At 70.6% G+C, this 14,275-nt stretch carries 12 protein-coding genes; 9 read left to right on the forward strand and 3 right to left on the reverse strand.

The window, feature by feature from the left end:
* Positions 1-9 precede the first annotated feature (9 nt).
* The 9 genes from ABDZ92_RS14800 to ABDZ92_RS14840 are packed head-to-tail and all read left to right on the forward strand — an operon-like array spanning position 10 to position 11,681.
* Positions 10-1,539, forward strand: a complete 1,530-nt coding sequence (locus ABDZ92_RS14800) for an XrtA system polysaccharide chain length determinant (RefSeq protein ID WP_125960390.1) — start codon at positions 10-12, stop codon at positions 1,537-1,539.
* Positions 1,536-2,438 carry an AAA family ATPase gene (locus tag ABDZ92_RS14805; protein WP_125960389.1) on the forward strand — a complete coding sequence of 301 codons (903 nt, stop codon included), beginning with the start codon at positions 1,536-1,538 and terminating at the stop codon, positions 2,436-2,438. Before ABDZ92_RS14800 ends, ABDZ92_RS14805 begins: the two co-directional genes overlap by 4 nt.
* Positions 2,435-4,069, forward strand: coding sequence for a hypothetical protein (locus ABDZ92_RS14810; RefSeq protein WP_343763644.1), 1,635 nt, complete (start codon positions 2,435-2,437; stop codon positions 4,067-4,069). The genes ABDZ92_RS14805 and ABDZ92_RS14810 overlap by 4 nt, the downstream gene beginning before the upstream one ends.
* A 13-nt stretch (positions 4,070-4,082) precedes the next feature.
* Positions 4,083-5,168 carry an AAA family ATPase gene (locus ABDZ92_RS14815; protein WP_125960388.1) on the forward strand — a complete coding sequence of 362 codons (1,086 nt, stop codon included), beginning with the start codon at positions 4,083-4,085 and terminating at the stop codon, positions 5,166-5,168.
* 10 nt (positions 5,169-5,178) lie between these two features.
* Complete coding sequence (locus tag ABDZ92_RS14820; RefSeq protein ID WP_125960387.1) at positions 5,179-6,018, forward strand: XrtA system polysaccharide deacetylase; 840 nt, start codon at positions 5,179-5,181, stop codon at positions 6,016-6,018.
* Entirely contained in the window at positions 6,015-7,085 is a 1,071-nt protein-coding gene (locus ABDZ92_RS14825) for a FemAB family XrtA/PEP-CTERM system-associated protein (RefSeq protein ID WP_125960386.1), read from the forward strand. Before ABDZ92_RS14820 ends, ABDZ92_RS14825 begins: the two co-directional genes overlap by 4 nt.
* Positions 7,085-8,269: a TIGR03087 family PEP-CTERM/XrtA system glycosyltransferase gene (locus ABDZ92_RS14830; RefSeq protein WP_125960385.1), complete on the forward strand. Its 1,185-nt coding sequence runs from the start codon at positions 7,085-7,087 to the stop codon at positions 8,267-8,269. The genes ABDZ92_RS14825 and ABDZ92_RS14830 overlap by 1 nt, the downstream gene beginning before the upstream one ends.
* On the forward strand, positions 8,266-9,795 hold the full coding sequence (gene xrtA, locus ABDZ92_RS14835) for an exosortase A (protein ID WP_125960384.1): 1,530 nt from the start codon (positions 8,266-8,268) through the stop codon (positions 9,793-9,795). Before ABDZ92_RS14830 ends, xrtA begins: the two co-directional genes overlap by 4 nt.
* A complete protein-coding gene (locus tag ABDZ92_RS14840) occupies positions 9,795-11,681 on the forward strand; it encodes an XrtA/PEP-CTERM system amidotransferase (protein WP_125960383.1) in 1,887 nt (628 codons plus the stop codon). Before xrtA ends, ABDZ92_RS14840 begins: the two co-directional genes overlap by 1 nt.
* A gap of 30 nt (positions 11,682-11,711) precedes the next feature.
* Here ABDZ92_RS14840 and ABDZ92_RS14845 read toward each other — a convergent pair whose 3' ends face one another.
* From ABDZ92_RS14845 to ABDZ92_RS14855, 3 genes are all read right to left on the reverse strand, one after another.
* Positions 11,712-11,981: a PEP-CTERM sorting domain-containing protein gene (locus tag ABDZ92_RS14845; RefSeq protein ID WP_125960382.1), complete on the reverse strand. Its 270-nt coding sequence runs from the start codon at positions 11,979-11,981 to the stop codon at positions 11,712-11,714.
* 119 nt (positions 11,982-12,100) lie between these two features.
* Positions 12,101-13,084, reverse strand: a complete 984-nt coding sequence (locus ABDZ92_RS14850) for an alpha/beta hydrolase (protein WP_125960381.1) — start codon at positions 13,082-13,084, stop codon at positions 12,101-12,103.
* Positions 13,085-13,188: 104 nt separating this feature from the next.
* Complete coding sequence (locus tag ABDZ92_RS14855) at positions 13,189-14,247, reverse strand: 1,9-bis(guanidino)-5-aza-nonane synthase (RefSeq protein ID WP_125960380.1); 1,059 nt, start codon at positions 14,245-14,247, stop codon at positions 13,189-13,191.
* Positions 14,248-14,275 lie beyond the last annotated feature (28 nt).

Genomic DNA, 14,275 nt, shown 5'->3' on the forward strand with positions numbered 1-14,275 from the left:
GGGCCGCTGGTGGAGGGTCTCTTCGACGAACTGCGGGTCGCCGCGCACCTGGTGTGGCTACGTCGCTGGGTGGCGCTGGGCGTCGCCTGGGCGATCTGCCTGGTCGGCTGGCTTGCCGTGTCGCAGATCCCCAACCGCTACACCTCCACCGCGCGCCTGTCGGTCCAGCTGCGTTCGATCCTGCCCACCAGCACCGCGACGGGCGGCATCCAAGACCAGCAGGCCGAAGACATCGACCGCGTCCGCCAGACGCTCGCTTCCGCCTACAACCTCGAGAAGGTCGTCCGTGGCACCAGCCTGGCGAAAACCGTCGCCAACGACCGCGACGTCAACGACCGCATCGTGATGCTGCAACAGGCGATCCGCATCGTCGCGCAGCAGGACAATCTGTTCGAGATCTCGGCGACGCTGGGCGATCCCCGGCTGGCGCGCGAAGTCGTGCAAAAGATGATCGACCTGTTCGTCGAGGAGAATCTGGCGAGCGGGCGCGACGCGACCAGCCAGTCGCTGCGTTTCCTGGACCAGCAGCTGGGCGCCCGCCAGCAGCAGATCGCCCAGGTCGAGGCGAAGCGGCAGGGCTTCCAGGCGCAGTTCCTGAACCTGCTGCCGGGCACCGGATCGCTCGACGAGCGGATGAGCCAGGCGCGCGAACAGCTGGCGCAGATCGACGGCGAGCTTGCGGCGGCGAACACCAGCCTGTCCGCCGTGAACAACCAGCTTGCCGCCACGGCGGCGACGGTCGCCGGCGACGCGGGAAATGTCGCGGCCGGCCCGGCCCGCGCGCGCGTTGCGTTGATCGAGGGCCAGCTGGCGGAAGGCCGCGGGCGCGGCTGGACCGACCAGCATCCGGACATGATCGCGCTCAACCGCCAGCTTGCCGCCGCACGCGCCGCAGCCAGGAACGAGCCGGTGACGCGCAGCGGCGGATCGGCTGCCCAGACGAACCCGCTCTACTTCCAGCTCCAGTCGATGCGCACCGAACGCGCCGCCCGCGTGGCCGAACTGGCGCAGCGCAAGGGGCAGCTGGAGGCACAGCTCGCCGGCATCCAGGCCCGCATGGCCCGCGATCCGGCCGCCGCTGCCCAGCAGGCCCAGCTCGACCAGGACATCGCGGCCATGAAGACGCAGTACGACCAGCTGCTCGCCGACCGCGAACAGGTCCGCCTGCGCCGCCAGGTCCAGAACGAGACCGATGCGGTCAAGTTCAGCCTGATCGATCCGCCCAGCCAGTCGAGCGTGCCTGCCTCGCCCAACCGCCCGCTGCTGCTGTTCGGCGTGCTGATCGTCGGGCTTGGCGGTGGCGTCGCCAGCGCCTTTGCACTCGGCAAGCTGCGGTCCGGCTTCTCCACCGCCGCGCGGCTGGAGCGGGCGAGCGGCCTGCCGGTGATCGGCTCGATCGGGCAGGTGCTGACGCAGACGCAGCACCAGCTGCGGCAGCGGCGCCTGAAGCTTTTTACCGGTGCCACCGCGGCGCTGGGGGTCGCTTTCGTCGCGCTGATCGCCGTCGAGTTCCTGATGCGGGGGCTCGCGGCGGCATGAGGGGGGATCCGATCAACGGCGCTCCGCCGCCGCCGCGCCGTCGCGGCTCGCTGCTCGAGCGGGCTGTCGAGCGCTATGGCTTCCAGCCAGGCGCCGGCCTGCGCCCGATGGGCCCGGCACCAGCGTCCGCGGCGAACCCGGCCGAACCCGCTGCCCCCTCGATTCCCGCTCGCGCACCCGAGCCGGTCGACCGGGTGCGGCTGGCGGAGCGCGGCATGCTGGTGCCGGGCGGGCCCGTCACGGCGCTGGCCGAGGAATTCCGCCTGGTGAAGCGCCAGCTGCTGCTCGCCGCGCGCGAGGGCGACGCCGCGCGCTCGCGCAGCGTGCTCGTCTGTTCCGCCCAGCCCGACGAGGGCAAGACCTTCTGCTCGGTCAACCTCGCGCTGTCGCTCGCGGCCGAGCGCGACCTGGAAGTGCTGCTGGTCGACGCCGATTTCGCCAAGCCCGACGTGCCGGACACGCTCGGCATCCCGAGCGGGCCGGGACTGCTCGATGCGCTCGCCAATCCGACGATCGACGTAGAAGCGTGCATCATCCCGACGGATGTGCCGAACCTGTCGGTGTTGCCGGCCGGTGCTCGCAGCGACAACGACACCGAACTGCTGGCGAGCGATCGTGCCCATGCCCTGCTCCAGCGGCTGGAGCGGGCGAACCCGCGCCGCTTGATGGTGTTCGATTCGGCGCCGGTCCTCGCGGCGTCCACCGCGACAGCGCTTGCGGAGCATGTCGGCCAGGTGCTGGTCGTGGTGCGCGCGGATCGCACCAGCGAGAGCGACCTGCGCGAGGCGGTGGCGCTGCTCGATGGCTGCGACACGGTGCAGCTGCTGCTGAACGCCGTCTCCCTCCAGCCGCGCGGCCGCCGCTTCGGCAGCTATTACGAAGCGGAGGAAGAGGCGTGAACCGTGCCGCGTGGCTGGCCGGTGCGGGCGTGCTGGTGCTGACGATGCCGGATCCGGCCCAGGCGCAGGGGCGCCGGGTCGAGGTGTCGCCCTATATCGAGGTCGGCCAGGTGCTGTCGGCGGACCTCACCAATGACGATGTCCTCACCTACACCCAGCTGACCGCCGGGGTGGACGCGGTGGTGCAGAGCCGGCGGGTACAGGTGCAGCTGTCCTATCAGTATCAGCGCACCATCGGATGGGGCGACGAGGCCCGCGACAGCGACGTCCATTCCGGCCTCGCCCGGGCGAATGCGCAGCTCACCCGCACCGTCTCGGTCGAGGCGGGGGCGCTCGCGACCCGCACCCGCGCCGGTATCGGCGGCGGCTCGCCCGCCTATCTCGCCGGCTATGACGGCAGCAGCACGCAGGTCTACTCGCTCTACGGCGGACCGACGCTCGCGACGCGGGCCGGCCCGGTCGCGGTCAACGCGGCCTATCGCCTCGGCTATACCAAGGTGGAGGCGCCGGACCTGTTCCGCGACGAGACCGGCCGCGAGCTGGACTTCTACGACGATTCCACCAGCCACCAGCTGACCGGCAGCCTCTCCACCCGGCCGGGCACGGTGCTGCCGGTCGGCCTCACGCTTTCGGGCGGGCTGGTGCGGGAGGACACGAGCCAGCTCGACCAGTTCTACGAGGGCAAGTTCCTGCGCCTCGACGCGCTGATGCCGGTGAGCCGCGAACTGGCGGTGGTCGGCGGCATCGGCTGGGAGAAGATCGAGGTCGGCCAGCGCGATCCGCTGCTGGACGCACAGGGCTTCCCCGTCGTCGACGGGAACGGCCGCTATGTGACCGATCCCGATTCTCCGATCCGCCTGGCCTATGATGTCGATGGCGTGATCTGGGACGCGGGCGTCGTCTGGCACCCGAGCCCGCGCTTCCAGCTGGAGGCGCGGATCGGCCAGCGCTACGGCAGCATGATCTACACGGGATCGCTGACGTGGCAGACGGCACCCAATGCCGGTCTCCAGGTCCGGGTTTACGACACGGTCACCACCTTCGGTCAGCAGCTGACCAGCGGCCTCGCATCGCTGCCGACCAGCTTCTACAACGGCGGCGCCGATCCGTTCGGCAACCGCTACAGCGGCTGCGTGTTCAGCGGCGGCACCACGCCCGGCGGCACCACGCCCGGCGGCGTCCCGCAGCCCGGCACCTGCCTAACCCCGGTGTTCCAGTCGATCTCCACTGCCGTCTATCGCGCGCGCGGGGTCGACGCGGTCTATGCCGTCAGCCGCGGCAACACGCGGCTGGGGGTAGGGGCGGGCTACACCAACCGCCACTATTTCCTGCCGGAGGTGCCGGGTGCCGACATCTACCGCAGCAACGACGAGAGCTATTACGCGCAGGCGTTCGCGCAGCGGGCGCTGGACTCGCGTTCGGGGGTGACCGCGGACCTCTACGCCAACTATTTCACCAGCGGGATCGACGGGGCGCTCGACAGCTGGGGCGGCGGCGCCCAGGGCGCCTATTATCGCAGCTTCGGCCGGGCCTATGGTACCTTGTCGGCCGGGCTGTACACTTTCGATGTCGAACGGAGCGAAAGCGCCTGGATCGCCCAGGCACTGCTCGCTTTCGGCTACCGCTTCTGAGGAGGCCGGGACGATGTACGACGATTTCTATGGCCTTTCGGGCAAGCCATTCCAGCTCACGCCGGACCCGGCCTTCTGGTTCGACACCGGCACGCATCGCAAGGCGATGGCGTACCTCACCTATGGCCTAAGCGAGGGCGAGGGCTTCATCGTCATCACCGGCGAGCCGGGCGCGGGCAAGACCACGCTCTTGGGCCACGTCCTTTCGACCATCGATCCCGCGCGCCTGAACGTGATCCGCCTGGTCACGACCCAGCTGGAGCCCGAAGACCTGTTGCAGGTCATCGCATCGGGCCTGGGCACCGATCCGACGGGTCTCTCCAAGGCGCAGCTGCTGTCCGCGATCGAGCGCGGGCTCCACGCGGTCGCGCGCGCCGGCCGCCGGACCCTGCTGGTGGTGGACGAGGCGCAGTCGCTGCCGCTCTCCGCGATCGAAGAGCTGCGGATGCTGTCCAACTTCCAGGCCGGCGGCCACGCGCTGCTCCAGATCTTCCTGCTAGGGCAGCCCGAGTTCCGCGAGCGCCTGCAGGGCTCCGGCCGCGTCGAGCAGCTGCGCCAGCGCGTGATCGCGATGCACCATCTCGATCCGATGGAGGCGCATGAGGTCGAACCCTACATCGTTCACCGCCTGTCGCTGGTCGGCTGGAACGGCCGGCCGGACTTCACGCCCGAGGCGATCGAGGCGCTGCATCGCTGGTCGGGCGGCGTGCCGCGCCGGCTGAACCTGTTGATGAGCCGCGTGCTCCTGATGGGCGGCGTCGAGGAGATCGAGCGCTTCGACGCGGCCGAGATCGACGCCGTCGGCGCGGAGCTGGCCGATGACGTCGGCCATTCGGAAGAGGCGGAGGAGCATGTGCCCGCCGCTACGCCATCGCCGGACGCCGCCCGCCCGGCCCGCGGCGTGCTCCACGCCGTGCCGTCGCCGGGCAGCGCGCAGACGGCCGAGCTTGCGGCCATGACCGATCGCATCGCCAAGCTGGAGGCGCGCCTCGCCGATCAGGACGAGACGCTGCGCCGCGTGCTGATGCTGCTGGTCGACTGGGTGGAGGGCGAGGAGCGCCGGCCCAACATCGACCGGCTGCGCGGCAACGCCGCCTGAGCCGCCGGCCATGCGCAACGCCATGTCGGTCGACGTCGAAGAATGGTTCCAGGTCGGCGCCTTTGAAGCGGTGATCGCCCGTGAGGACTGGCCGCACCTGGAAAGCCGGGTCGAGGCGAACACCGATCGCGTGCTGGCGCTGTTTGCCGAGACGAACACGACCGCGACCTTCTTCACGCTCGGCTGGGTGGCGGAGCGGGCGCCCGGCCTGATCCGTCGCATCGCCGATGCGGGGCACGAGGTCGCCAGCCACGGCTGGGATCACCGGCGCGTCTTCACCTTCACCCCCGATCAGTTCCGCGCCGATGTGGCGCGGGCGCGGTCGGCGCTGGAGGATGCGGGCGGAGTGGCCGTCACCGGCTATCGCGCGCCCAGCTTCTCGATCGACGCGCGCACCCCCTGGGCGCACGCGGTGCTGGCGGAGACGGGGTATCTGTATTCGTCGAGCGTGGCCCCGGTCCGCCACGACCATTATGGCTGGCCGGACGCGCCGCCGCATCCTTTTCGCCCGCTTGCCGGCAGTGACTTGATCGAATGGCCGATCACCACCGCGCGCGTGCTCGGGCGGCAGGTGCCGGCGGGAGGTGGCTTCTTCCGGCTGTTGCCGGGCGCCATCACCGAACGCGCGGTGGCCCACGCGAACGCGGGTGAGGGGCGCCCCGCCATGTTCTATTTCCACCCGTGGGAGATCGACGCCGGCCAGCCCCGGGTGGCCGGTGCGCCGATGCGCTCGCGCGTGCGCCATTACGCCCGCCTGGGTGCGATGGAGGGCAAGCTGCGCCGGCTGCTGCGCCGGCACCGCTGGGGACGTGCCGACGCGATCGTGGCCGCGGAGGCGCAGCGCGCGTGACGCAACTCGTCGCGGGAGTGACCGTCCGCACCGCCCGGCTGGACGATGCGGCCGAGCGCGCGCGCATCGCCGGCTTCGTGGCCGGGCAGCCGGGGGGTACGCCCTTTCACCTGCCGGCCTGGGGCATGGCGACGGCGCGGGCGACCGGCCAGCGTTTCGCGATGCTGGTGGCGGAGCGCGGCGGCACGCTGGCCGCGATCCTGCCGCTCACCACCGTGCGATCGCGCCTGTTCGGCACCGCGCTGGTTTCGACCGGCTTCGGCGTCGCAGGCGGTCCGCTCGGTGAGGATGCAGCGGCGCAGGCAGCGCTGATCGAACGGGCGCTGGAAATCGCGGACGAAGAAGGCGCGCCGACGATCGAACTGCGCGGCGGCCCGGCGCCCCGCGGAGCCGGCTGGACGGTGGACGAGGGCCGCTATCTCGGCTTCGTCCGCCCGATCGCCGCGGACGATGCGGCCGAACTCGCCGCCATCCCGCGCAAGCAGCGCGCCGAGGTCCGTAAGGCGCTCGCTGCCGGCTTCGAGATCGCAACCGGCCGAAGCCGCCGCGGCCTGGCCGAGCATTTTGCCGTCTATGGCGAGTCCGTCCGCAATCTGGGCACCCCGGTGTTCCCGCCGGCGCTGTTCCGGGAAGTGCTCGACGCGTTCGGGGCGGAGGGCGCCGACATCCTGACCGTGCGCCATGAGGGTTGTGCGGTCGCAAGCGTGCTCAGCCTCTACTGGCGCGGCACCGTGTACCCCTATTGGGGCGGCGGGACGCGCGCCGCCCGCGCGCTGCGGGCCAACGACGCCATGTACTTCGCGCTGATGCGGCACGCCCGCGATCGCGGCTGCACCGCCTTCGACTTCGGCCGGTCCAAGGCCGGCACCGGGCCGGCCGCGTTCAAGAAGAACTGGGGCTTCACGCCCCAGCCGCTCGCCTATGCGACCTGGACCCGCGACGGCGCCGCGCCCCGCGACGCCAGCCCGCTCAACCCGAAATATCGGCTGAAGATCGCCGCCTGGCAGCGGCTGCCGCTCGCCGTCGCCAACCGGGTCGGCCCCTGGATCGCGCGCGGGCTCGGCTGATGGGATCGATCCTGTTCCTGGCGCACCGGGTGCCGTTCCCGCCCGATCGCGGCGACAAGATCCGCGGCTGGCACGTGCTGCGGCACCTGGCACGCCGCCACCGGGTTTATCTCTGCGCCTTTGCCGACGATCGCCGTGATCTTGAGCCGCGTCCCGAACTCGTGGAGGCGACCGCCAGCCGCAAGATCCTGTGGCGCGGCAAGGGGCGTGCGCGCGCCGTCGCCGAGGCGCTGGCGACCCGTCTCCCATTCTCGCTCTCCGCTTTCGATGCCGCCGCAATGCGGGCGGCGGTAGAAGAGGTGCTGGCACGCGAGCCGATCGAGGCGATCTACGTCTTCTCGGGCCAGATGGCGCAATATCTGCCCGCCGACCCCGAGGCCCGGGTGGTAATGGACTTCGTCGACATGGATTCCGCCAAGTTCGCCCAATATGCCGGCGCTGCGACAGGGCCGATGCGCTGGCTGCTCGCACGCGAGGCGCGGCTGCTCCAGGCGTTCGAGGCCAAGGTTGCCGAGCGCGCCGACGCCAGCCTGTTCGTCAGCGAGGCAGAAGCCGCGCTGTTCCGGAAAGCAACGGGTGCGCCGCGCGTCCGGGCGATCGGCAACGGCATCGACACCGGCTTCTACGATCCGGCTGTGGTTCAGCCCGTTTCCGAAACCGCGCCCCTGATCGTCTTCACCGGCCAGATGGACTATCGCCCCAACGTGGATGCAGTCACCTGGTTCGCAGAAGCCGTGCTGCCCAAAGTCCGGGAACGCCATCCAAGCGCACGCTTCGCGATCGTCGGGCGCGCGCCGACGCCGGCGGTCCGCGCCCTGGCCGAGCAGCCCGACGTGCTGGTGACCGGCGAGGTGCCCGACGTTCGCGGCTGGCTGGCTGCGGCGAACGTCGTGGTCGCGCCGCTCCGCATCGCCCGGGGTGTCCAGAACAAGGTGCTGGAGGCGATGGCGATGGCGCGTCCGGTGGTTGCCTCGCCGGAAGCGGCGGAGGGGATCGACCACGACGGCTGCCTTTCCGTGGCCCGCGTGCCGACAGACTTCGCGACCGCCATCTCGAACTTACTCGCCGATCCCGCCCAGGCCTCCCGGATCGGTGCCCGTGCACGCGCGCAGGTGCAGCGCCGCTACGGCTGGGATGCGCAGTTGGCACCGCTCGATGCGCTGCTGGAGCGGGAGGCGGCATGAGCGGGACGCTCGCATCGCCGCCGCTCGCCGCCGGCCTCGGCTCGCGCTGGCTCACCTCGCTGGCCTGCCTCGCCGGCACCTGGGCCGCGCTGTTGCTGATCTTCCGGCGGGACGTCGCGCACATGCTGGGCATCTGGTGGAACTCCACCACCTACGGCCATTGCCTGTTCGTGCCGCCGATTCTCGCATGGCTCGTGTGGCAGCGGCGGCGGGAACTGGCGCAGCTGCATCCCCAGGCGTGGGGACCCGGCTTGCTGGCGGTGGCGGTCGGCGCCTTCGTTTGGCTCGTCGGCGATGCGGCGGCCGTCGCGCTGTTCCGCCACGCCGGGTTGGTGACGATGCTTGCCGGGGCGGTTGTGGCGCTGCTCGGCCCCCATGTCGCGCGCGGGCTCGCCTTTCCGCTCGGCTACATGGCGTTCCTGGTTCCCTTCGGCGACTTCCTCGAAATGCCGCTCCAGGCGCTGACCGTCCGCCAGACCATGGGACTGCTCCACCTGCTCGGTGTCCCGGCCGTCGTCGATGGCGTGCTGATCACCATCCCGAACGGCTATTTCGAAGTGGCGGAGGCCTGTTCGGGCACGAAGTTCGTGATCGCGATGGCCGCCTATGGCGTCCTGGTCGCCAACGTCTGCTACGTCCGCTGGCAGCGGCGCGCGGCCTTCCTCGCGATGGCGCTGGTCGTGCCGGTGCTGGCGAACGGCGTGCGCGCGGCGGGCACCATCTATGCCGCGCACCTGACCTCGGTGGAGGCAGCCACCGGCTTCGACCACATCGTCTATGGATGGGTGTTCTTCGCGCTGGTGATGGCGGCGGTGATGGCGATCGGCTGGCGCTGGTTCGATCGCGATCCCGACGCACCCTGGTTCGATCCCGCCGCGCTGCAGGCGCCGGTCACTTGGACGCTACGGCTGCCGCTCGCAACCGCGCTGGTACTGGCGATCGCGCTGCTGTTCGCCGGCTGGGGCTGGGCCGGCGAGGGCCGGACGGCCCCGCTTCCCGCACGCTCGACCCTGCCGGCGGTGCCCGGCTGGCGCCAGGTGTCGGCCGCCGAGGGGCCGGCTTGGGCGCCCAACTATCCGGGGGCCGATCGCCTGGTGCTGGGCCACTATGTCGATGCGCAGGGCCGCCGGGTCGACTTGGCGGTGGCCGTCTATGCCGGCCAGCGCGAAGGCAAGGAACTGGTGGGCTTCGGCCAGGGCGCGATCCGCGAGAACGATCGCTGGGTCCGCATCGAGGACCTGCCGCCGCTCGCCGGCAGCAGCGGCGTGCGCATGACCGCGCCCGGCCCGGTCGAACGCCAGACCTTCACCTGGTACCGGCTGGGCGACGTCACGACCGGCAGCGCCCGCCGGGTCAAGCTGGAGACGCTCAAGGGAAAGCTGCTCGGCGGCTCGCCGCTCGCCGTCGCCGTCCTGGTCTCGGCGCATGGCGGTGGCCCGGCGGCGCGCGCGGCGGCCGACGACTTCCTCGCCGCCGCAGGGCCGATCGACCGGCTGGCCGCCTCGGTCGCCGGGAGTGCGCGCTGATGTGCGGCATCGCCGGCCTCTATTATCCCGCGCTCCCCAAGCCCATCGAGCCCGCGCGGATCGCGGGCATGACCAACGCGCTCGCGCATCGCGGCCCCGACGGATCGGGCATCTGGACGGCACCGGGCGTCGGGCTCGGCCATCGTCGGCTCTCGATCATCGACGTCGCCGGCAGCCCGCAGCCGATGGCGACGCCCGGCGAAAGCCACGTCGTCGCCTTCAACGGCGAGATCTACAACTATCGCGAGGTGCGCGCCGAACTCGCAGGCCTCGGCGCCCGCTTCACCACCGATGGCGATACCGAGGTCCTTCTCCACGGCTGGCGCGCCTGGGGACCGGGGCTGTTGTCGCGGCTGAACGGCATGTTCGCCTTCGCGCTCTACGATGCGGAGGCGCGCAGCCTGTTCCTGGCGCGCGACCGGCTGGGCGTGAAGCCGCTCCACTATGTCGAGCTGTCGGACGGCGCGATCGCCTTCGCGTCGGAATTGAAGGGGCTGCTCGCTCATCCGCTGGTCCGTCGCGCGCCCGATCTGGGTGCGATCGAGGATTATATGGCGCTCGGCTATGTGCCCGACGACGCGAGCATCGTCGCCGGCGTGCGCAAGCTGCCCGCCGGTCACTTCCTGCTGCTGGAGCGCGGCCGGCCGGTGCCGGAGCCGGTGCGGTGGTGGGACGTGGATTTCTCGCAGCGCGCCAAGGGCTCGACGCGCCACCTGACGGCGGAACTGGTGCACCACCTGCGCGAAGCCGTGCGCTCCCGCATGGTCGCCGACGTGCCGCTCGGCGCCTTCCTCTCCGGCGGCGTCGACAGCTCGGCAGTGGTCGCGTTGATGGCGGAGGCCAGCCGCCAGCCGGTGAAGACCTGCACCATCGGCTTCGAGGAGGCCGATCACGACGAGCGGGCCCATGCCGATCTGGTCGCCCGCCGCTTCGCGACCGAGCACCGCACCCGCGCCGTCGCCTCGAACGACTTCGGCCTGATCGACACGCTGGTCGATGCCTTCGACGAACCCTTCGCCGACGCCTCGGCGCTCGCCACCTACCAGGTCTGCGCGCTCGCGCGGGAGACCGTGACGGTGGCGCTGTCCGGCGACGGCGCGGACGAGGCGTTCGCCGGATACCGCCGCTACCGCTTCCACGCCGCCGAGGAGCGGGTGCGCGGGATGCTCCCGGCGCAGTGGCGTTCGCGGCTCTTCGGTACGCTCGGTGCCGCTTATCCCAAGGCCGATTGGGCGCCGCGGCCGCTGCGCGCCAAGACAACGCTGCTCGCGCTCGCCGACGATGGTGCGACCGCCTATGCGCGCGCAGTCGGGGTCACGACGCCGGCAACGCGGGACCGGCTCTACACCGCCGCGACGCGCACGGCGCTCGGCGGCTATCGCGGCGAGCAGCGCTATGTGGCCACGATGCGCGGGGCGCCGGCGCGCGATGCGCTCGACGCCGCCCAATATGCCGACATCCAGCACTGGCTGCCCGGCGACATCCTCACCAAGGTCGATCGCACCAGCATGGCGGTGAGCCTGGAGGCGCGCGAGCCGCTGCTCGATCATCGCCTGGTGGCGTTCGCCGCCACGCTGCCGCCAGCCCTTCGGCTGCGCGGCGCGCAGGGCAAGTGGCTGATGAAGAAGGCGCTCGAACCCTGGCTGCCGAAGGAGATCCTCTATCGGCCCAAGATGGGGTTCGTGACGCCGGTCAGCGCCTGGTTCCGCGATGCGCTCGCGGCCGAGGCGGCGACGCTTGCGCGCTCACCGGTGCTGGCGAACTGGTTCGATCCGGCCGCGGTCGAGCGGCTCGCCGCCGATCATCGCGCCGGCCGGGCGGAGCATGGCCGTACCCTGTGGCAGCTGGTCATGCTCGACCGATCGATGCGCCGCCTGTTCGGCTGAGGGGCAGGGCGGCCGCAGCCGCCCCACCGCTTACTTCGCGCGGCGCTTGCGGGCGAAGGCGAGTGCTGCCGCGCCGCCGCCCAGCAGCAGCATGGTGGCCGGCTCCGGCACCGGTGCCGGCGTGCCGCCCGACGAACCAGTGCCGCCGGTGGAGCTGTGGCCACCGGTCGAGCCGGTTTGGCCGCCGCTGGAACCGGTGTGGCCGCCGCTGGAACCACCCCACCACCACCAGCCGGTGGCCGATGCGGGGGTGCTTGCGGTAGCGATCAGCGCCGCGCAAATCATAGTCGAAAGCTTCATCTCGGTTCCCCTGTCACGTTCGTTACCGGCGGAATACCAGCGACGGAGAAATCGAGTAAACGAAGGGTTTACGCTGCGGACGGTGCGGCTGTGCCAGCGTGGGACCCAGACGCACGGCTTCAGCCGAGGTGTGGCTGCATCCACAGATCGAACAGTTGGAGCCAGCCGCGCCCGGGCGCTGTTTCCGGCAGGTGCTTCGCGCCGAAGCCGTGCCCGCCCTTTTCGAAGAAATGCACCTCCACCGGCACCTTGGCCGCGCGGGCGGCGGCGAGCACGTCGAGGCTCTGCTCCAACGGCACCAGCGGATCGTCCATGGCATGGACCAGGAACAGGGGCGGGGTCGCGCCCGTGATGCGCGGCGGCGTGTCATAGCGGCGGCGGGTCGCCTCGTCGGGGTTCGGCCCGAGCAGGTTGTTCCCCGAGCCGCTATGGGTCCCCGGCCTGGAGAGGCTGGTCACGGGATAGACGAGGCCGGAATAGGCCGGGCGAGCGGACTGGCGGTCGGCCGCATCCACCGGCGTGTAGATCCGGTCGTCGTGGCCGACGGTCAGCGAGGCGGCCAGGTGCCCGCCCGCCGAAAAGCCGAGCACGCCGAGCTTGGCGGGATCGATGCCATAGCGCCGGGCATTGGCGCGGATCAGCCGCATTGCGCGCTGCGCATCCTGCAGCGGCACGTCCGCGCGGTTCGCCCAGCCATCGCCCGGCAGGCGGTAGCTCAGCACGAACACGGTGATCCCCAGCGGGTTGAGCACGCTGGCGACGTCGATTCCTTCGTTCTCCAGCGAGACGAAGCCATAGCCGCCGCCCGGGATCGACAGCACCGCGCGGCCATCCGGGCGCTCGGGCCGGAACACCGCCACGATCGGATCGGCGGTGCCCCGCATCCACAGTTCCGGTTGCGCCGGGTTGCCGCTCATCTCGGGCCTGGGGGTAGGGAGCTTGGCCGGCGCGCCCGGCGCCTTGCCGGGCCAAAGCCGGAAGTGCTCCCCCGGCGGCCACGGCGTCATGCCTGTCCGAGCCTGTGCCTGCGCGCCCTGGCTGGCGGCGGCGGCGACCGGCAGCGCGAGTGCGGTGCCGAGCAGCGTGCGGCGGTCGATCGTCATGGTGCCTCTCCCTGTCTTTGGAACCACAGGTACCGCGACGAGGCCCAAAGAAAAACCCGCCCGGGACATGCCCGGGCGGGTTCGTTCCTTCTAGTCGGACAGGCTTACTTGCCGTTGAACAGCTTGGCCCAGCCGCGCTTCGCACGGTTCTTCCAGTGGCCACGGTGATAGGCGTCGGACGCCAGCAGCGGCATGACCGAGCCCGCTTCCGCGAACACCATCTGCTCGATGCCGGTGTTCACCTTGCCCCAGCTCGCCGCCTCCTGGAGGGTCGAGGACGAGCAGGCGCCGTCGCGCACGTCGGCGACGGTGATCTGCACCGCGTACTTGTGCACTTCGACGTCGTCGTGGCCCAGGATTTCCGCGCAGACGACCGTGTCCTGGATGAAGTTCTTCGGCACGCCGCCGCCGATCATCAGCAGGCCGGTGGTGCCGGCTGCGATCTTGATGTCGGTCAGCTCGCGGAAGTCCGCGATCGAGTCGATGGTGAGGTAGGGCTTGCCCGCCTTCATCGCGTCGACCTGGTGCTTCACGAGACCGAAGCCCGCCGAGCTATCGGTGAACGCCGGGCAGAAGATCGGCACGTCATGCTCGTAGGCGAGCTTGACGAGGCTGTTCTCCTTCTTGCCGTGCTCGACGAGATACTTGCCCATCTCGCGGATGAACGCGCGCGAGCTGTAGGCGCGGGGCTCCAGCGTCTCGGCGATCTCGAAGATCGTGTGGTCGACGTTCTGGAGGTCTTCCTCGTCGATGTAGGTGTCGTAGATGCGGTCAATGTAGAGCGAGCGCAGCGTGTCGTCGTCGGGGATCTCCAGCGCCTGATAGTGCTTGTGGCCAAGGCCCTCGAAGAAATCCATGTCGACGATTGTCGCACCGGTGGCGACGATGCCGTCCACCATGTTGTTGCGCACGAGCTCGGCATAGAGGTCCATGCAGCCGGCGGCCGAGGTCGAGCCCGCGATCACCAGGAAGATCGAGCAGTTCGGGTCTTCCAGCATCTGGTTGTAGATGCCGGTCGCACGCGCCAGGTCGCGGCTGGTGAAGCTCATCTTCTGCATCGAATCGATGATCGGACGCGCGTCGAAGCTCTTGATGTCGATGTGCTCGACGACGGACGAGAGCAGCTCAGCCTTGCGCTTGTCGTTGATCTTGGTGTCGGTCATGATGTTCCCAATAGTCAGGACCGGCGTC

It is taken from the genome of Sphingomonas molluscorum (assembly GCF_039522995.1).
Taxonomy (GTDB): domain Bacteria; phylum Pseudomonadota; class Alphaproteobacteria; order Sphingomonadales; family Sphingomonadaceae; genus Sphingomonas; species Sphingomonas molluscorum.

Bases quoted from the DNA above. Each gene is read 5' to 3' on its own strand.
- ABDZ92_RS14805 (WP_125960389.1), top strand. From the start codon at position 1,536: ATGAGGGGGGATCCGATCAACGGCGCTCCGCCGCCGCCGCGCCGTCGC.
- ABDZ92_RS14815 (WP_125960388.1), top strand. From the start codon at position 4,083: ATGTACGACGATTTCTATGGCCTTTCGGGCAAGCCATTCCAGCTCACG.
- ABDZ92_RS14820 (WP_125960387.1), top strand. From the start codon at position 5,179: ATGCGCAACGCCATGTCGGTCGACGTCGAAGAATGGTTCCAGGTCGGC.
- ABDZ92_RS14830 (WP_125960385.1), top strand. From the start codon at position 7,085: ATGGGATCGATCCTGTTCCTGGCGCACCGGGTGCCGTTCCCGCCCGAT.
- xrtA (WP_125960384.1), top strand. From the start codon at position 8,266: ATGAGCGGGACGCTCGCATCGCCGCCGCTCGCCGCCGGCCTCGGCTCG.
- ABDZ92_RS14840 (WP_125960383.1), top strand. From the start codon at position 9,795: ATGTGCGGCATCGCCGGCCTCTATTATCCCGCGCTCCCCAAGCCCATC.
- ABDZ92_RS14845 (WP_125960382.1), bottom strand. From the start codon at position 11,981: ATGAAGCTTTCGACTATGATTTGCGCGGCGCTGATCGCTACCGCAAGC.
- ABDZ92_RS14850 (WP_125960381.1), bottom strand. From the start codon at position 13,084: ATGACGATCGACCGCCGCACGCTGCTCGGCACCGCACTCGCGCTGCCG.
- ABDZ92_RS14855 (WP_125960380.1), bottom strand. From the start codon at position 14,247: ATGACCGACACCAAGATCAACGACAAGCGCAAGGCTGAGCTGCTCTCG.